The following is an 18,551-nucleotide window of genomic DNA, read 5'->3' on the forward strand; positions in this document are numbered from 1 at the left end:
GGAGCCCGGCAGTTCTCCAGCGCTGTACGCAGTTCCCCCTCGTACCCCTTTCGCCGCTCGATCTCGGCCATCGCCGCGCGGGCTAAGTCGTCCACCGTTGCGCCAGTGCGCAGGGCCTCGGTGGGCATCGCTGGCTATCGCACGCCACCCAGCTTCTCGAAATCCGCATCCAGCCGCGCCAGCGACGTCGCAATCTGCGTGCGCCGTGCATTGATCCAGCCGTCCTGTTCAGCCACCCGCTGGGTTGCCTCGCGCAGCATGCGGTCCATTTCGGCGGGTTGCGGGCCGCCGGCGGTCTGGCGGTTCTTCACGATCGCCACCGGGTCCAGCGTGGAACGGAACTCGGCCTCGGACAGGGGCAGCACCTGTGCAAACTCCGTTCCTTTCACGGTCTCTGTGTAGATGCGCTGCGCTTCCGAATAGGGAAACGCGAGCGGCTTGATGTCCTTGGCCTTGGCGTATTCCACGACCTCCGAGGCGAAATGGTGGCCGACGCGGAAGGGCAGCTTGTACTTGCGCATCAGCACGTCGGCCAGCTCCTGCGAGGCGGTCCAGTCGCTGTTGAGTTCTTCCAGCGCGCGCTGGGGATCGATCACCAGGTTGTTGAGGATGCGGGTCCAGTTGTTCAGCACGCCGGCCGCTGCCTGCACCATCACCGCGTTGGTGCGGACCTCTTTCGGATCGCTCATGCCGGGGGGAATGTTGTGCGCCTGCAGCGCCGGGCCCATGCCCAGGTTGAGCGCGGTGGAGGCGTCGCGGCGGGTGCTGTTGAGCAGGCCGGGATTGCGCTTTTGCGGCATGGCGCTCGATACATACGTGTTGCCGCCGCCTTCCTGCAGCAGGATCCAGGGCCGCGGCTGGGCGTATTGGGTCATCACGTCTTCGATGAAGCTCCCGGCATGCAGGGCGATGGCCATGACGATGGCGCCGGCCTCGACGGGCTGGTCCACCGCGGAGATCTGAGCGGCGTCGTACGCGTTGTCCACCGTGGCGGAAAACCCCAGATAGTCGGCCATGCGCTTGCGGTTGAGCGGCCAGCTGGTGCCGTTGAGCACCGTGGTGCCCATGGGCGATCGGTCCATGCGGGCATAGGCTTCGCGGATGCGCTGGGCGTCGCGCTCAAGCCCCGCAGCGATGCCCAGCAGGTAGTGGCCATAGCTGTTGGGCTGGGCGGCAACCCCGTTGGTGTAGTTGGGCACGACGGTGGCCCGGTGCTTGCCGGCCAGTTCGACCAGCGTGGCGGTGGTCTTGTTGAGCGCCTCGGCCAGGTGCAGCATTTCGTCGCGCAGGATGGCGGACCGCGCGGTGGCCAGCATGTCCTGGCTCGATCGGCCTGCGTGCAGCAACGTGATCTGCGGGCCGGCGGCCTCGATCAACAGCGGCTCGAAGGTGATGACCAGCGAGGGCCGCTTGCCACCCGGCTTGTCGCCGTTGGCCAGCACCTCGGTGATGCCTTGATAGACCAGGGGCGACAGCGATTTGTCCAGCAGGCCTTCGTCGGTATTGATGACAGCGGTGGCCTTGTTGATTTCCCCGAGCCAGAAGAAATCGTCGTGCTTTTTCGAGGTCTGGGCGCCGGCATGGGGCGCGAGGAGAGCCAGGCAAACGGCGGCCGCGGCGGCCAGGGGGGTGGGTTTCATGGGCATGGCATGTCGTCTCGGTGGATTTTCTGCGGCCAGCGTCAGCGTCGGTGGCCGTGATGACTGTCGGCGTGCCTCGGCGACCACCGCCGCCAGGCGATGGGCAGCCAGCGCGCCATCAGTACACCCCGTACCGGTACGCGAAATACAGAGCGGCCAGGGTGCCGATGACGGCGAGAAAAGTCATTGCCTTGCGCATGGAGTCTCCTGAAAGCAAAAGCCCATGGTAGTGGCTGGCTCAGTGCTGCACGCCCGCCCCGCTGCCCGCCAGCGCAGCGCGCCGGCGCTGCAGCAGTGCCCGCACCATCACCCCCACCACCAGGGCATTGACGATGAAAATGCCCGCATGCAGCGCATTGCTGTGGTGCAGGAATCCGATGAACTCGAACGGCAGGTAGATCGCCCCGCTGCCTGCGGCCAGCACCTCGGCCCAGGGGCGCTCCCTGAAAAGGCCGTAGGCCTCCACCAGCCGCAGCGCGGCATAGGCCGCGGCGCCCAGGGCCAGCAGCGTGAGCCGCGCGTCCTGCAGGTTGCGGGCCGCATCCAGAAAGATCTGCGGGTACTTCGCGGCGGGATTCAGATGCGCGTGTTCGATGAGCCGCGCAGCGATGGCATAGAGGTCGCGGTGCATGAGCGACAGCAGCCCCGTGGCCGCGGCCAGCACGAGCAGGCCCTTGAAAGCTTCGAGGAAGGCGACGAGCCGGATGGCCTGGTTCATGGCAAGGCGATGGTAAAGAGAGATAAGCAGTGATCGGATGCACGCCGGGACGGGACGGGCAGGCCGATTGTCGGCGCTGGCGGCGCCGCGCGAAACGCCTGTCCGTCCGAAGGGTTGCCGGCCTACAATCCGCCGCTGGACGCTGCCCACCGGCCTGCGGATGCACCGCCCAGGCAACGGGGTTTGAGCCAAAACAGCCTCCAGCGCAATCAAATCCACGGCATCTTGCTATCAAAAGTGAAGCAATCACCTTCCAACGCACTGCTGCACACCGCACGCGCCCTGCGCCGCTGGGTGCTGGCCTGCTTTGTGGGCGCGCTGCTGGCGGCCGTGGCCTCGCCGCTGGTGCATGCGCGGGCGATGGAGTGGATCTGCTCCACGGCAGGCATGGTGAAGGTCTATGTGCAGACCGACGACGGCCCGGTGGAAATGGGCCAGACCGCCATGGACTGCCCCCTGTGCATGCCGCACGGCGCGCCACCGCCGGTGGTGGCGATGCAAACCCTGCCGCAACCGTTGCCGCTCGGCCATGCGGTACAGGCGATTCCGGCCGCGCGCATCGCTGCGGCCACGGCCGCGCCGCTTCCGGCGCGCGGGCCGCCATCCTTCCCGCACGCCTGAGCCTTCTCGGCTCCCTCCGTTCGCCATAGCGCGGCGGCCTGCCGGTGTGCAGGTGGCCGGGGCCTTGCGCGAACGCATTCCCTGTCTTTTTCGCTGAGACGACCCGGCCTGCCGGGCGCGGCGTTGAACCGCAGCCAATGGCGCGGCTCAGCGCCGCGCGCCGTGCGCCGCTCGCCCGCGTGCTGATCGATGCCATGACCACGACCTTTTCCTCCCCGTCCCCCCGCCCATCCACATCCAGGCTGGCGGTGCACGGAGCCGCCGCGCGCGCGGACTCCGGCACCAGTGCCGGCGCCGCAACCGACGGTTCGGCGCGCCCGACCCGGCTGGCGATGTCGCCGCTCGGCCACGCCATGCTGGCGCTGCTTGCCAGCGCCGGACCTTCCGCCGCGCTGGCGCAAGAGGGGCCATCCGCCTCCCTGCCCACGCTGGCGCCCGTCACCGTTTCAGAGACGCCCGCCGAGCCCATGGGCCGGTTGAACCTGGACACGCCCGCCGACACCGGCAGCCGCCTGGGCCTCACGCCGCGCGAGACGCCAGCATCGATCACCGTGGTGGACCGCGCCACCATCGAAGCGCGGGGCGCGCAGGACACGCAGGAGATCCTTCGCACCGTGCCCGGCGTGACGGTGCACAACGCGCCAGGCTCCATGGCTGCCAGCTACCGGGGCTTCAGCAACAATTCGGTCACGCAACTGTTCAACGGCATCACCGTGCAATACGGAAGCGCCACCCGCGCGATCGACAGCTGGATCTACGACCGCGTGGAAGCCATCGGCGGCGCGTCGGGCTTCCTGTACGGCGCGGGCGCGGTGGGCGGCTCCCTCAACTACATCACCAAGACACCCGACCGCAGCGGCAACTTCGCGGAAGGACGGCTGCGCGCGGGCTCGTATGGGCTCAAGGAAGCATCGCTGGGCATCAACCGGCGCATCGCGGGCCCGCAGGACGGCGGCGCGGGGCCCAGCCATACCGCACGCATCGACGTGAACCACCGCGACGCCGGAAGCTGGACCACCGGCACGCACACCCGGTCCACGCAGGTGGCCACTTCGCTGCTGTCCGACCTGGGCGGCGGCTTCACGCACCTGCTGGCCTACGAGTTCCAGAAGGAAACGGTGGACCGGCCTTACTGGGGCACGCCCGTGCTCAACCCCAACGCGGGTGCGCTGCGCATCGACCCGGGGACGCGCTTTGCCAACTACAACAGCGCCGACGGCATGTATGCCCAGCGGGTGCAGTGGCTGCGTTCGGTGGCGCAGTGGCGCGTGTCCGATGCGCTGCAGTGGCGCAACACGCTGTATGCCTACGATGCGCTGCGCGACTACCGCAACGTGGAAACGTACCAGTTCAACGCCGCCAACACCCTGGTGTCTCGCGGCAGCGCTTACCTGCAGCGGCACGACCAGCAACTGGTGGGCAACCGCACCGAGGCGACCTGGCACGGCACGCTGGCCGGCCACCAGAGCGACTGGGCTTTCGGCCTGGACGTGAGCGTGAACCGACAGACACGCTTTCCCAACAGCCTGCCAGGCACGGTGAGCACGGTGGACCCGTACCGTTTCACCACCGAACGGTTCTTCGACATTCCCGGCATGGCGCCGGGCTTTCGGGCCGACCGCGACAACCGCGTGCAGACCACGGCGCTCTTCGCGGAAAACCGCACGGCGCTCGTGCCCGGCGTGCACCTGGTCACCGCCCTGCGGCACGAACGCATCGCGCTGGAGGTGAACAACCGGCGCGCCATCACCGCCACAGCCCCGGCGGCATTCGACCGCAGCTACACGCCCACCACCGGCCGGCTGGGCGTGGTGTGGGACGTGGCGCCGGGCGCCAATGTCTATGCGCAGTACGCGACGGCGAGCGATCCGCCGTCGGGGTCGCTTTCCACCGCATCGTTCGCCGACGTGGCCAACAACAGCGCGCTCACCACGGGCCGGCAAACCGAGGTCGGCAGCAAATTCGACTTCTGGGGCGGGCGCGGCACGGCCACGGTGGCGGCGTTCCAGATCACGCGGCGCAACATCGCCTCGCAGGACCCGAACAACCCTGCGTTCACGGTGCAGGTGGGCGAGCAATCGTCACGCGGGGTGGAGGTGGCGGCGGGCCTGCGCCTGACCGACCGCTGGCAGGTGCAGGCGAACGCGATGCGCGCGCGTGCCCGCTACGAGCAGTTCGTGCAGGGCGGCGTGTCGCTCGCGGGCCGCACGCCCATCAACACGCCCGAGAGCGTGGCCAACCTGTGGCTGGGCTATGCGATCACGCCGGCGCTGCAGGCCACGGCGGGCGTGCGGCGCGTGGGCCGCATCGATGCGGACGCGGCCAACACGCAGTATTGGCCTTCGTACACGCTGCTGGACCTGGGGCTGGCGTGGAAGCTGTCGCCCACGGCCACGCTCACCGGGCGCATTCGCAATGCGACCGACCGCATCTACGCGGCCGAAGCCCGCAGCGCACAGGTTTACCTGGGCGCGCCGCGAACGGCGGATGTGTCGCTGCAGGTGGCGTTCTGAGCAGACACGGGAGACATGCCGTGCCCTTGCTCCTTCGCATTCCCCGCGCGGCCTCTGCCAAGCGCTGGCTGTTTCTGATCCACCGCTGGCTGGGGGTGCTGCTATGCGCTTTCTTCGCCATGTGGTTCTTCTCCGGCATCGTGATGATGTACGTGGGCTACCCGCAGCTCACCGAAGCCGAGCGCACCGCGCACCTGCCTCCGTTGGGCGACGGCGCGGGCCTGCTGGAGCCTGCGGCCGCGCTGGCGCCCGCCGGTCTGTCAGGGGTGCCGCTGGCCGACCTGCGACTTGCGGTGGCGAGCGGCGGGCAGGCGGTGTACCTGGCGCGGCCCGAGGGCGCGCCACCGCGCTCGGCCGCCACGGTGATCGACGCGAGAACGGGCGAGGTGCTGCAGGCGGTGGATGCGGCACGCGCCCGTGCGAGCGCCATGGCCTGGGCGGGGCCCGGCGTGGCGGCCAGCGACGAGGGCACGCTGCAGGAAGACGCCTTCACCCATTCGCGCGGGCTGGATGCCCACCGGCCGCTGCACCGCGTGCGGCTGCACGATGCCGACGACACGGTGCTCTACGTATCGGGCACCACCGGCGAGGTCGTGCGCGACGCGCCGCGCACCGAGCGCCTCTGGGGCTACGTGGGCACCTGGATCCACTGGCTCTACCCCCTGCGCGGCAACGCCCTGCAGCCCTACTGGAGCGCTACCGTGAACACGCTCGCGGTGGCCGGCACGCTGGCCGCGCTGGCGGGCACCGTGGCGGGCCTGCAGCGCTGGCGGTTCAGAGGCCGCTACCGCAGTGGGGCGCGCACACCCTACCCCACCCGCTCAATGCGCTGGCACCACATGCTGGGGCTGGCGTTTTCAGCGGCCACCATCGCGTGGATCTTCAGCGGCTTCATGTCCATGAACCCGTGGAAGCTGTTCGACAGCGGTGCGCCGCCCCTGCGCATGGCGGCGTTGCAGGGTGGCGCACTCGTTTTGGGCACGACGGCTGGCGGCAGCACCCGGCCGGCACCGCTGACCGCGCTGCTCGCCCAGGCCGGCGGCGCCACGCGCGAGCTGCGCTGGGTGCGCGCCACGGGCCGCACGCTGGTGCTGGCGCAGCCGGCACAAGGCGCACCTGAAGTACTGGATGCCGCCACCGCCGCGCCCACCGCCATCGAGGCCACGGCGTTGCAGGACGGCATCGCCGGGCTGGTGGCCGCGCCGCTGGTGCGCGTGGAAACGCTGGCGCACTACGACCTGTACTACTACGCCCGCGCGCCCCACACCATGACCGGAGCCCCCGCCAAGCCGCTGCCCGTGCTGCGCGCCGTGTTCGCCGACGAACACGCCACCTGGGTGCATGTGGACCCGCGCACCGGCGCCGTGCTCGGCCGCCTGGACGACCACCGCCGCGCCAGCCGCTGGCTATTCGCCATGCTGCACAGCTGGGATTGGGTGCCGCTGCTGGAACGCCGGCCGCTGTGGGACGCGGTCATGCTGCTGCTGGGGCTGGGCGGCGCGGCGCTGAGCGCGACGGGCATGGTGATCGGGTGGCGGCGGCTGCGGCGCAAGGCGGGGCGAGCCCACCAGGCGGGCAAGGCACAACCGGGCACGCGCCCGGTGACACGGTACTGAGGCGGCTGGACGGCCGCCGATTCGTATGAAAAATGGCCTGCGCCGCCGCATTGATTGCGGTGACAGCTATAAATTTAATAGCAAATCATTCGAAGCGGCGCGGCGCTGCGTCACAGCTGGAATCCCACGGCCCGCACGAAGCCCTCGCCGATGTCCCGCGGCCAGGACGGCCGCCGGGGGACGAACGGCTTGGCCAGAGCGATCTGCGTGGCGCACCAATCCGACAGCCACCGCACCTCGGCCGGTCCGTAGAACGCGGTCATCGACTCGTAGTTCAGGAACAGGCTGCGCGCGTCCAGGTTGAGCGAGCCGGACAACGCCAGGTCGTCGTCGATCAGCACGGCCTTGGCATGCACCATGCCGGGCGCGAGCCACACCTCGGCGCCGGCCAGGCCCAGCTCGCGCAGGGCACGCTCGCGGGCCCAGTCGGCCAGGCGGTGGTTGGATCGCCGGGGCACCAGCAGGCTCACCCGCACGCCGCGGCGGCAGGCCATGCACCACGCCTGCAGCAAGGCGTCGTCGGGCACGAAGTACGGTGTCACGGCCACGATGCGCTCCTGTGCGTGATAAGCACCGGCCAGCAGCAGGGCGTGCACGGTGTCGTCGGCATGGTCGGGGCCGCTGGGCACCCACTGGGCCAATGCCCCCTGCTCGGGGCCGGCGGGCAGCGGCTGCTTCAGCGCTGCGCGCACCAGCCGGCCGCTGGCGGTGCTCCAGTCGGCTTCGAACTGCGCCGCGGCCTGCAGGGCGATGGGGCCGTGGACCTCGTAGCTCAGGTCGATCCATGCCGGGTGGCCGGGCTGGTCCAGAAAATATTCGCAGGCCAGGTTGCGCCCGCCGCTCCACAGGCGCTCGCCATCGGCCACCACCAGCTTGCGGTGGTTGCGCAGGTTGGTGCGCCCGCGCATCGGGTTGTGCAGCATGGGCATGAAGCGCCGCACCTGCACGCCCTGCGCCTGCAGCGTGCGCACCATCGGGCTGGGCGTGGCCAGGCTGCCGACCGCGTCCAGCAGCAGCCGCACCGCCACCCCGCGCCGGGCGCACTCGCCCAGGGCCTGCGCGACCTGGCGGCCCACCGGGTCGTCGCCGAAGACGAAGGTGCACACGTCCAGGCTGCGCCCGGCCGAGGCGATGGTGTCGCGCAAAGTCTGCAGCGCCTGCGCGCCATCGGCATGCAGCACGATGCGCGCGTTGCGCACCGCAGGCTCCAGCTCCATGCTGGCCAGCAGGCGCGCGGCCCAGGGCGGCCCTGCGGGCAACGCAGCGGCGGCCATGGCCTCTTGCTGCGCTTTGCGAGGACGGCGCAGCGGCCGAGCGAACTTGCGGGTGCCGAACAGTACGAAAAGCGGCACGGCCATGTACGGAAACGCCACGATGGCCACCACCCAGGCGATGGCGGCCGACGGATGGCGGCGCTGGTGCCCGATGCGCGTACCCATCACATAGACCAGCAGGCCCACCGCCACGAACACCGCATGGCCCAGGCCGGAGAGAACGGCGAACCCGGTCAAGCCCGGCCCTCGGCCGATGGCGGCGGCGCCTCGAACCGCACCGACACGCGCAGGCCGCCCAGGCGCGGGGAGCCGTCCAGATCGACCTGCGCCTGGTGCATGCGCGCGATCGACTGCACGATGGCCAGGCCCAGGCCGCTGCCAGGCACCTGGGCACCGCCATCGGCGGCCTGCGGCGCGCGGTAGAAGCGGCCCAGCACGCGTTCGCGGTCACCCTCGCCAATGCCCGGGCCGCTGTCCTCCACCACGAGGGTGACTGCGCCGGACGGCACAGCACCGCCACCGCCTGTTTCGGCGGTTGCGCCGGCACCCATCGTTCCCTGGCCCGCGCCGGTGGGCGGCTCGGCGATCACGTGCACGTCCACCACGCCACCGTCGGGCGTGTACTTGATCGCGTTGTCCACCAGATTGCGCAGCAGAATGCGCAGCGCCTCGGCGTGGCCCGCCAACGGTGCAGCGTCGGCCGTGGCCAGGCCCAGGTCGATACCGCGCTGCTGGGCAGCGGGCGCGGCATCGGCCACCGCCTGCAGCGCCAGGTCCGCCAGCAGCACCGGCTGCGCGGGCGCCCCGGCCGCCACGCTGGATTCCTGCCGTGCCAGCGCCAGCAGTTGCTCCACGAGCCGCGTGGCCCGGTCGATGCCGGCCGACAGCCGGGCCACGGCCACGCTGCGGGCTTCGGCATCGGGGGCGCGCAGCAGCCCTTGCGCCTGCAGCTTGAGCGCCGCCAGCGGCGAGCGCAGCTCATGCGCGGCATCGGCCACGAAGTGCTGCTGCGCCTCGAAAGCACGCTGCACCCGCACGAAGAGCAGGTTCAGCTCATCCACCAGCGGCTGCACTTCGGCGGGCAGCGCCTCGCCATCGACCGGCGACAGGTCATCGGCCTGGCGCTGCGCCACCTGGCGGCGCACGCGCTCCACGGGCGCCAGCGACCCGCTCACCACCCACCACACGGCCAGCGCCAGCAGCGGAGCCATGAGGGCGATGGGCCCGGCGGTGCTCAGTGCCAGGTCGCGCGCCATGGCCTTGCGGGCCGCCATGTCCTGCGCCACCTGAATCACCTGCGCGCGCGTCTGCACGGAAAAAACGCGGTAGGTGCTGCCGTGCGCCTTCACGTTCGAAAAGCCCAGCACCGCACGCTGCGGCAGCGCAGCGCCCGCGGCGGACTCGAACACGCGCGACCCTTCGGCCGACCAGACCTGCACGACGAACTCGTAGCTCTCGTCTTCGTGCACCAGCGGCCCGGGCGCGTTGGCCGGCAGCTCCGGCAGGCCGGGGCGCAGGGCCATGGCCATCTGCTCCATGTGGTAGTCGAAAATCTCGTCGGCCTCGCGCAGCGCCGAGCGGTACGACAGCACGATCTGCAGCAGCGCCGTGCACACGATCGCCCCCAGCAGAAACCACAGCAGCCGCGCGCGCAGAGAGTGCGCGGGGGATGCGTGCCCGGCGGCCGACGGCGCATGGGCCTGGGTGGCATGCCCGGGGGCGGGTGGCGCTGCGGGTTTCATGCCTTGGGCACCATGTAGCCCACGCCGCGCACATTCAGCAGCAGGTCGGCACCCAGCTTCTTGCGCAGGCCGTGCACGTACACCTCCACCGCGTTGCTGCTGATCTCGTCCTTCCAGCCATAGAGTTTTTCTTCGAGCTGGGTGCGCGACAGCACCATGCCCGGGCGGGCCAGCAGCGGCTCCAGCACCGCCCACTCGCGCGCCGACAGCACCACGGGCGTGCCGTTCACCGTCACCTCCCGCGTGGCAGGCAGGATGCGCACGCCCTTGTGCTCGTAGGCCGGTTCGGCCCGGCCCGCTGCGCGCCGCGTGAGCGCGCGAATGCGGGCCAGCAGTTCATCGAGCTCATAGGGCTTGAGCACGTAGTCGTCGGCACCGGCGTCCAGCCCTTCCACGCGCTGGGCCAGCGCGTCGCGCGCAGTGGCTACCAGCACCGGCGTGCGGTCCTTGCGCGCGCGCAGGTCGCGCAGCACCGCCAGGCCATCACGCCGGGGCAAGCCGAGGTCGAGCAGCACGAGGTCGTAGGTCTGCGTGCGCAGCGCGGTGTCGGCCATTTCGCCGTCGCGCACCCAGTCCACCGCGTAGTGCTCGGCGCGCAGCAGGTCATGCACGGCTTCCCCGATCATGGTGTCGTCTTCGACGAGCAGCAGGCGCATGGGGCGGCACTCCTCTTTTTTGTCAGGTCATCAACGCCGCCGCGCCGGAAGCGGCTGCGGCAAATCGCAGCGCCAGCGGCGCGGGTGCATCAGGTTGCAAACGGGTGGCGGTATCCATGGCAGCCAAGCATAGCGGCCAAGCCCCGGGCCGCCGCGTAGGACGCGGTCAGCCCAGAGGCACGGGCACGAAGATCTTGTCGCCGTCGCGCTGAATCAGCAGCGCCACCGACTTGCCCGCCTTGGCCATGGCCTCGCGCACCTGCTCCACCCCACGGGCAGGCGTGCCGTTGATCGCCAGCAGCACGTCGCCCGGCTGCACGCCCGCCAAGGCCGCAGGGCCGCGCGCGTCTTCAACCAGCAGGCCGCCGTCCACGCCGGCATCGCGGCGCTCCTGCGGCTGCAGCGGCCGCAGCGCCAGGCCCAGCCGGCCTTTTCCGGCGGACTTTTCAGTGCTGGCGATCTTGTTGGCCTTCTCGCTCGCATCGCCCAGCGTGGCCATGAACTCCTCGCGCTTGCCATGGCGCCACACCTCCAGCCGCGCCTGCGTACCGGGCGCCGCCTGGCCCACGATGGCCGGCAGGTCGCCCGAAGCCACGATGGGCTGGCCGTTCACGCTGCGGATCACATCGCCCGACTTGAGGCCCGCCTTGTCGGCCGGACCGCCGTCTTCCACGCCCGCCACCAATGCACCTTCGGGCTTGTCGAGCTGGAACGAATCGGCAAATGCCTGATTCACCTCCTGCACCGACACGCCCAGCCGCGCATGGCTGGCCTTGCCCGTGGCCACGATCTGGTCCTTGACCTTGGCGGCCACCTCGATCGGAATGGAGAACGACACGCCCTGGTAACCGCCCGAGCGGCTGTAGATCTGCGAATTGATGCCCACCACTTCGCCGCGCGCGTTGAACAGCGGGCCACCCGAGTTGCCGGGATTCACCGCCACGTCGGTCTGGATGAAAGGCACGTAGCTGTCGTCCGGCAGCGAGCGGCCCTTGGCGCTCACCACGCCCGCCGTCACGCTGTTTTCAAAGCCGAACGGCGACCCGATGGCCAGCACCCATTCGCCCACGGCCAGATTGCGCGTGCTGCCCAGCTGCACCACGGGCAGGTCCTTCGCATCGATCTTCAAGACGGCAATGTCGGTCTTGGGGTCGGAGCCCAGCACCTTGGCCCGGAACTCGCGCCGGTCGGTCAGCTTCACCGTCACGCTGTTGGCGCCCTTCACCACATGGGCATTGGTCATGATGATGCCGTCCGGGCTGACGATGAAGCCCGAGCCTTCACCCCGCGTTGGCACTTCGCGCTGGCGGCCAGGAGCCTGCATGCCGGGCGGCACCATGCCGAAGCGGCGGAAGAATTCGAACATCGGGTCGTTCGGGTCCACGCCCTGTGCGCCACCGCTGCGCGGGTGGGCGGCGGTTTCGTCATCGTCGTCTTCCGAGTCGGTCAGCGACGTCTTGGTGGTGCCGCTCACACTGATGTTCACCACCGCCGGGCCGTTGCGCGCCGTGATCTGCGCGAAGTCCGGCGCCGTCACGCCGCCCGTGTAGGGCAGGGTCGCCGGCTGCGTCATGGCAGGCGGCATCGCAGCGCGGCTGGAATGCATGTTGGTCACCAGGCCAGCGCCGGTCGCGCCGATGGCACCGGCAGTGAGCAGGGCCAGAGTCAGCCGGCGCGGGGTCGAGAGAACGGAGTTCATGGCAGTCCTTTCGTTGGGTCGTTGCATGGGGGGCAGTTTGGGCAACGAGACTTAGGTGTGGCTTAGGCCTGGGTCGGGCCGGGTTGCGGCGCAGTTCAGTCGCTGGATGTGATTCGGCACACATCAAAGGGAAACTCCGCAGGCGGCAAGGAGCACCCGGCCAGCACAATCTCCCTACCGACAGCTCATCCATAAAGAACTGCGGCGACCACTCAAAAGGGAGGAAAAGGCATTGACCAACCCAGAACAAGGTGCGGGCGCGCCGCGCTTTTATGCGCACTCCGTCGAAGGCGCCGGCCCGCAAGGCTGGCAACCCTTGGCGGACCATCTTCACGCCGTGGGCCGGGGGGCAGGTGAGTTCGCCTCTGTTTTTGGCGGCCAGGCACTCGCCCAGGTGATCGGCCATCTGCACGACCTGGGCAAGTACACCCTGCCCTTTCAAGAGCGTCTGCGTGGCAGTCCGCTGCGGGTGGACCACTCCACCTGGGGCGCACGCATCGCGCAGGAGCGCCTGGGGGCCATGGGGCAACTGCTGGCCTATGGCATCGCAGGCCACCATGCGGGGCTGGCCAATGGGCAAGGCGAAGGCGAGCGCACGGCCTTGGCCGACCGGCTCTCGTCAGAACTGCCGGTGCTGCACCCTGGCTGGGAGCAGGACATCGCCCTGCCCTCTGGGCTGAGCACTCCCGAGGGCTTCAAGCCCTACAACGCCCAGGGCCGCCAGCAGGCCAAGGAACGGCATCCGTTCCAACTGGCATTTCTCGCCCGCATGCTGTTCTCGTGTCTGGTGGATGCCGACTTTCTCGATACCGAGGCGTTCTACAACACTGCTGAAAACCGCCCCGATCAGCGCCGCGGTGGTGGTACACCGCCCACGCTCGCGGCACTGCGCGAGCAACTGGACGTGTCCCTGACCCAGTTCCAGCCCACTGGCGATGTGAACCGTCTGCGCGCTGACATCCTGGGCCATGTGCGAAGCCAGGCGGAGCATGAACCGGGGTTGTTTTCACTCACGGTGCCCACCGGCGGCGGCAAGACGCTGGCATCGCTGGCTTTCGCCCTCGACCACGCCATCCTCCACGGTCTGCAGCGCGTGATTTTCGTGATTCCCTTCACCAGCATCGTCGAGCAGAACGCCGCCGTATTCCGCAAGGCATTGGGCCCGCTGGGCGAAGCCGCCGTGCTGGAGCATCACAGCGCCTTCGTGGAGCAGCCGGCCCCGCGCAACGACCCCGAGAAGTACCAGTCGGATCGGAAACTGCGGCTTGCCATGGAGAACTGGGACGCCCCCATCGTCGTCACCACCGCCGTGCAGTTCTTCGAGAGCCTGTTCGCGGCCAAGCCGTCGCAGTGCCGCAAGCTGCACCACATCGCGGGCAGCGTGGTGATCCTGGACGAAGCGCAGACCATGCCGCTTCATCTGCTGCGGCCCTGCGTGGCCGCCATCGATGAACTGGCTCGCAACTACCGCACGAGCGTGGTGCTGTGCACCGCCACGCAGCCCGCTCTGGAGGCGCCGGCCTTCGAAGGCGGGCTCACGGGCGTGCGCGAGTTGGCGCCCGAGCCGGCACGCCTCTTCCGCCAGCTTGAACGGGTGCGGGTGCGGCATATGGGCACGCTGAGCGACGACGCGCTCGCCGCCGAGATGCGCTCACGCGAACAGGTGCTGTGCATCGTGAACAACCGCCGCCATGCGCGGGCGGTGTATCAGGCCATGGCCGATCTGCCCGGCGCACGCCACCTCACCACGCTGATGTGCGCCAAACACCGCAGCGCCGTACTCGCCGAGGTGCGGCAGATGCTCAAGGATGGTGAGCCGTGCCGGGTGGTGAGCACGAGCTTGATCGAGGCAGGCGTGGATGTTGACTTTCCCGCCGTGCTGCGCGCAGAGGCAGGCTTGGATTCCATCGCTCAGGCCGCTGGCCGCTGCAACCGCGAAGGGCGCAGAGACCTGGCTGCGAGTGAAGTGCTGGTCTTCGCCAATGAGAATCCAGACTGGGCACCGCCGCCGGAACTGACGCAATACGCTCAGGCGGCTCGCGAAGTGCTGCGCCAGGACGAAAGCGACCCCTTATCACCCGAGGCCATCAGCCGCTACTTCGCGTTGCTGTATTGGCAAAAGGGCGGCGATGCGCTCGACAAACCCAACCTGCTCGGCCTGCTGCGGGACAGCCGCATCGATAGCCTTCCGCTGGAAACATTGGCCACGAAATTCCGCATGATCGACAGCGTTCAGATGCCGGTGATCGTGCCGTATGACAGCGATGCCAAAGGCTTTCTGCGCGATCTGGAGCACGCCGAAGGCAGCGTTGGCCTTGCGCGCAAGCTGCAGCCCTATCTGGTGCAGCTGCCACGCCAGGGTTTCGACGCTCTCTACCAGGCAGGCGCCGTCATCCCTGTGGCGCCGCAAAAGTGGGGAGAGCAGTTCATGGTGCTCGCCCATGAGGGACTCTATGACCCGCAATTTGGACTGAGCTGGGACCACCCGACATTCATCCGCACTGAACACTTGAACTGGTAAGCCCGTTGTAGGGGTGGCCAACGATGATCCAACGAAACAAAGGGGAGGACCAATGGGATTTGGAGTGAAACTCAAGGTTTGGGGCGACCGCGCGTGTTTTACGCGACCTGAGATGAAAGTAGAACGCGTCTCCTACGACGCGATCACCCCGTCCGCGGCGCGCGGCATCCTCGATGCGATCCACTGGAAACCCGCGATACGGTGGCAAGTAGACCGCATCCATGTGCTGAATCCCATCCGCTTCGAGTCGATCCGCCGCAACGAAGTGGGCGGCAAGATCTCGCCTGCCAGCATCGCCAAGGCCATGAAGGCGGGCGACACCGCAGGGCTGGCGAACTATGTCGATGAAGACCGGCAACAGCGCGCCGCCACCATCCTGCGCGATGTGGCGTATGTGATCGAGGCGCACTTCCATCTCACACCCAAAGCCGGCCCCGAAGATTCGGTGGGCAAGCACCTGGACATCTTCAACCGCCGAGCACGCAAGGGGCAGTGCTTTCAGCAGCCTTGCATGGGCGTGCGGGAGTTTCCGGCGAATTTCCAGTTGATCGAAGAGGGTGACCCGATCCCCGAGGTGCACGAAAGCCTGCGGGAGGCGCGAGACCTGGGCTGGACGCTGCATGACATCGACTTCGACCGGGGGATGACGCCTCGATTCTTTCGCGCACAAATGGCGGGCGGCGTGATTGAGGTGCCACCCTGGCACAGCGAGGAGGTCAAAGCATGATCCTGCAAGCACTCAACACTTACTACCAGCGTCTGCTGGCGCGCGGCGAAGAGGGGCTATCGCCGTTCGGTTACAGCCCGGAGAAGATCAGCTACGAGATTTTGCTGGCGCCTGATGGGCGAGTGGTGGAGGTGAACGACATCCGCGACACGTCCGGCAAAAAGCCGCTGCCGCGCTCGATGAACGTGCCGCAGCCCGAGAAACGGACGGTGGGCATCAAGTCGAACTTTCTTTGGGACAAAACCAGCTATGTGCTGGGCGCCAGCGCCACGAGCAAGCGTGCGGACAAGGAGCACGAAGCTTTCAAGACGCTGCATCAGGAGAGCTTGAAAGACACCCAGGACTCGGGCCTCAAGGCCCTGCTGAACTTCATGTCCGCTTGGAAGCCAGAGCGCTTCAGCGATGCCCCCTTCAAATCGGAGATGCTGGACGCCAACATCGTCTTTCGCCTGGACGGCGAACGCACCCACCTGCACGAGCGCCCTGCAGCGCAAACCGTGCGGGCGCGTCTGCTAGGCAGTGACGATGCGGCTGCGCCCGCTCTGGCCCACTGCCTGGTCACCGGTGAGCGACTGCCGGTGGCGCGTCTTCACCCTGCTATCAAGGGCGTGAACGGCGCACAAAGCTCGGGCGCTTCCATCGTTTCGTTCAACCTGGAGTCGTTCACGTCGTATGGCAAGAGCCAAGGCGAGAACGCGCCCGTTTCCGAGCAGGCCGCCTTTGCCTACACCACCGTACTCAACCACCTGCTGCGACGCGGCGAGCACAACCGCCAGCGCATCCAGATCGGCGATGCGAGCGTGGTGTTCTGGGCGGAGGCTGACGATGCAGACCAGGCGCAGGAAGCCGAATTGACGTTCGAGTCGCTGCTCAATGCGCCGCCGGACGACTCCCAGGAAGCAGCGCGTGTGCGTGATGTGCTGCAGCAAATCGCCAAGGGACGCCCCTTGAGCGAACTGAATCCCAAGCTGCAGGACGGCACGCGCATGTTCGTGCTGGGGCTGGCTCCGAATGCCTCGCGCATCTCCATCCGATTCTGGGAAACGGACACGTTGGGCGGCTTCGCACAACGTCTGGCCCAACATGCGGCGGACTTTCGCCTGGAGCCCGTGCCGTGGAAAACAGCCCCCGCCGCTCGGCGCATCGTTCTGGCCACGGTGCCCAATCGCGAGGGTGCCATACCCAAGATGGACGACGCCTTCAACAACCTGGTCGGCGAGTTCATGCGCTCCGTACTCAACGGGCGTCCCTATCCGCGCAGCCTGCTAGCCAACACGCTGATGCGCATCCGGTCGGACGGCAATCTGTCGGGCCTGCGCGCGGCGATCTGCAAAGGCATCCTGGCCCGCGAGAAGCGGCTGGGCATCAACATCCATATCCACAAGGAGGAGGTTCCCGTGAGTCTCGACAAGCAATCAGAAAACCCGGGCTACCGGCTGGGCCGCCTGTTCGCGGTGCTGGAAGCCGTGCAGCGCAGCGCACTCGGCGGGCAGGTCAACGCCACCATCCGCGACCGTTACTACGGCGCGGCATCGGCCACGCCGGCATCCGTTTTTCCGGTGCTGCTGCGCAATACGCAGAACCACATGGGACGGCTGCGCAAGGACAAACCGGGCCTGGCGGTCAACCTCGAAAAAGACATTCGAGAGATCGTCGATGGCCTGTCCGAACAGTTTCCGCGCAGCCTGCGCATCGAAGACCAGGGCCGTTTCGCCATCGGCTACTACCACCAGTCGCAAAGCCGTTTTACCAAGAACGGCGCGGAGGCTGAGCAAGACACCGCAGATACCAATACCAACGACACCGAGGGAGCCCCCGCATGACCGCCATCGCCCACCGCTACGAATTCGTCTATCTCTTCGACATCACCAATGGCAACCCCAATGGCGACCCGGACGCCGGCAACCTGCCGCGGCTGGACCCCGAAACCAATCGCGGCCTGGTGACCGACGTGTGCCTGAAACGCAAGATTCGCAACTTCGTTAGTCTGGCCAAGCCGACCGACGAGGGCTACGCCATCTACATGCAGGAAAAGGCGGTGCTCAATAATCAGCACCGCAAAGCCTACGAAGCCCAATCACTGAAGCCCGAAGACAAGAAACTGCCCAAGGAAGAAGAGAAGGCACGGGCCATCACGCAGTGGATGTGCAACAACTTCTTCGACGTGCGAACCTTCGGCGCCGTGATGACCAACGGCGTCAACGCGGGCCAGGTGCGTGGGCCGGTGCAGATGGCCTTCGCCACCTCCATCGATCCCGTGGTGCCACTGGAGATTTCGATCACCCGCATGGCCGTGACCACCGAGAAAGAGGCCGAGGCGCAGAGCGGCGACAACCGCACCATGGGCCGCAAGCACATCATTCCCTACGGCCTGTACCGCGCGCACGGCTTCATCTCGGCCAAGCTGGCCGAGCGCACCGGCTTTTCCGATGCGGACCTGGAGCTGTTCTGGCGCGCACTCATCAACATGTTCGAGCACGATAGGTCAGCCGCCCGCGGCGAGATGGCGGCACGCAAGCTGATCGTGTTCGAGCATGAAAGCGCCATGGGCAATGCACCTGCGCATGTGCTGTTCGATGCCGTCCAGGTCACGCCGGCACACCCCGAGGCAGAAAGCGCCCCCCGCCGGTTCACGGACTACCGCGTGGAGATCGAGCGTGCGGCCATTCCTTCGGGCGTGACCGTTCGCGAGCTGATCTAGCTGTGATGTCTCAATAGGTTGTTCACCCGAATGGGTCTGGGAAACTGGAGTTAACACGCTTCAGAGTCACAGAGGGATCCCACCGGATGAACAGCCATAAGAATGCCAGATTGACATTGGAAG

General features: G+C 68.0%; 13 protein-coding genes. 7 read left to right on the forward strand and 6 right to left on the reverse strand.

The features are described 5' to 3' along the window. Positions 1-134 precede the first annotated feature (134 nt). Both AVHM3334_RS20090 and AVHM3334_RS20095 read right to left on the reverse strand, forming a co-directional pair. On the reverse strand, positions 135-1,640 hold the full coding sequence (locus AVHM3334_RS20090; RefSeq protein ID WP_284415278.1) for a lyase family protein: 1,506 nt from the start codon (positions 1,638-1,640) through the stop codon (positions 135-137). Between the two features lie 238 nt (positions 1,641-1,878). Beyond that, positions 1,879-2,358 carry a DUF2127 domain-containing protein gene (locus AVHM3334_RS20095; protein ID WP_284415279.1) on the reverse strand — a complete coding sequence of 160 codons (480 nt, stop codon included), beginning with the start codon at positions 2,356-2,358 and terminating at the stop codon, positions 1,879-1,881. A 261-nt stretch (positions 2,359-2,619) separates the two neighbouring features. On the opposite strand from AVHM3334_RS20095, the gene AVHM3334_RS20100 reads away from it, so the two are divergent. From AVHM3334_RS20100 to AVHM3334_RS20110, 3 genes are all read left to right on the forward strand, one after another. Beyond that, the gene (locus AVHM3334_RS20100) at positions 2,620-2,979 is read left to right on the forward strand and encodes a DUF2946 family protein (protein WP_284415288.1); all 360 of its coding nucleotides are present in this window, start codon (positions 2,620-2,622) and stop codon (positions 2,977-2,979) included. A 332-nt stretch (positions 2,980-3,311) separates the two neighbouring features. Beyond that, positions 3,312-5,492, forward strand: coding sequence for a TonB-dependent receptor (locus AVHM3334_RS20105; protein ID WP_502869953.1), 2,181 nt, complete (start codon positions 3,312-3,314; stop codon positions 5,490-5,492). Between the two features lie 20 nt (positions 5,493-5,512). After that, positions 5,513-7,108, forward strand: coding sequence for a PepSY domain-containing protein (locus AVHM3334_RS20110; RefSeq protein ID WP_284415280.1), 1,596 nt, complete (start codon positions 5,513-5,515; stop codon positions 7,106-7,108). A gap of 110 nt (positions 7,109-7,218) precedes the next feature. Here the strand turns inward: AVHM3334_RS20110 and AVHM3334_RS20115 are convergent, their stop codons facing one another. The 4 genes from AVHM3334_RS20115 to AVHM3334_RS20130 all read right to left on the reverse strand — a co-directional run bounded on the left by AVHM3334_RS20115 (position 7,219) and on the right by AVHM3334_RS20130 (position 12,479). Continuing rightward, the gene (locus AVHM3334_RS20115; RefSeq protein WP_284415281.1) at positions 7,219-8,619 is read right to left on the reverse strand and encodes a phospholipase D-like domain-containing protein; all 1,401 of its coding nucleotides are present in this window, start codon (positions 8,617-8,619) and stop codon (positions 7,219-7,221) included. Further along, positions 8,616-10,124 (reverse strand): ATP-binding protein, encoded by a 1,509-nt coding sequence (locus AVHM3334_RS20120; RefSeq protein ID WP_284415282.1) that lies wholly within the window; start codon positions 10,122-10,124, stop codon positions 8,616-8,618. The genes AVHM3334_RS20115 and AVHM3334_RS20120 overlap by 4 nt, the downstream gene beginning before the upstream one ends. Next, positions 10,121-10,780 (reverse strand): response regulator transcription factor, encoded by a 660-nt coding sequence (locus AVHM3334_RS20125; protein WP_284415283.1) that lies wholly within the window; start codon positions 10,778-10,780, stop codon positions 10,121-10,123. The genes AVHM3334_RS20120 and AVHM3334_RS20125 overlap by 4 nt, the downstream gene beginning before the upstream one ends. 166 nt (positions 10,781-10,946) lie before the next feature. Continuing rightward, complete coding sequence (locus tag AVHM3334_RS20130; protein ID WP_284415284.1) at positions 10,947-12,479, reverse strand: DegQ family serine endoprotease; 1,533 nt, start codon at positions 12,477-12,479, stop codon at positions 10,947-10,949. Positions 12,480-12,711: 232 nt separating this feature from the next. Between AVHM3334_RS20130 and cas3 the strand changes: the two genes are divergently transcribed. From cas3 to cas7c, 4 genes are read left to right on the forward strand one after another with little or no spacing between them, the layout of a single operon-like run. Further along, the gene (gene cas3, locus AVHM3334_RS20135; RefSeq protein ID WP_284415285.1) at positions 12,712-15,000 is read left to right on the forward strand and encodes a CRISPR-associated helicase Cas3'; all 2,289 of its coding nucleotides are present in this window, start codon (positions 12,712-12,714) and stop codon (positions 14,998-15,000) included. A 52-nt stretch (positions 15,001-15,052) separates the two neighbouring features. Beyond that, entirely contained in the window at positions 15,053-15,727 is a 675-nt protein-coding gene (cas5c, locus tag AVHM3334_RS20140; protein ID WP_284415290.1) for a type I-C CRISPR-associated protein Cas5c, read from the forward strand. Continuing rightward, positions 15,724-17,550: a type I-C CRISPR-associated protein Cas8c/Csd1 gene (gene cas8c, locus AVHM3334_RS20145; protein ID WP_284415286.1), complete on the forward strand. Its 1,827-nt coding sequence runs from the start codon at positions 15,724-15,726 to the stop codon at positions 17,548-17,550. Before cas5c ends, cas8c begins: the two co-directional genes overlap by 4 nt. After that, positions 17,547-18,428, forward strand: coding sequence for a type I-C CRISPR-associated protein Cas7/Csd2 (gene cas7c / locus AVHM3334_RS20150; protein ID WP_284415287.1), 882 nt, complete (start codon positions 17,547-17,549; stop codon positions 18,426-18,428). The genes cas8c and cas7c overlap by 4 nt, the downstream gene beginning before the upstream one ends. Positions 18,429-18,551: the final 123 nt, after the last annotated feature.

The organism is Acidovorax sp. SUPP3334, assembly GCF_030159055.1.
Taxonomy (GTDB): Bacteria; Pseudomonadota; Gammaproteobacteria; order Burkholderiales; family Burkholderiaceae_C; genus Paracidovorax.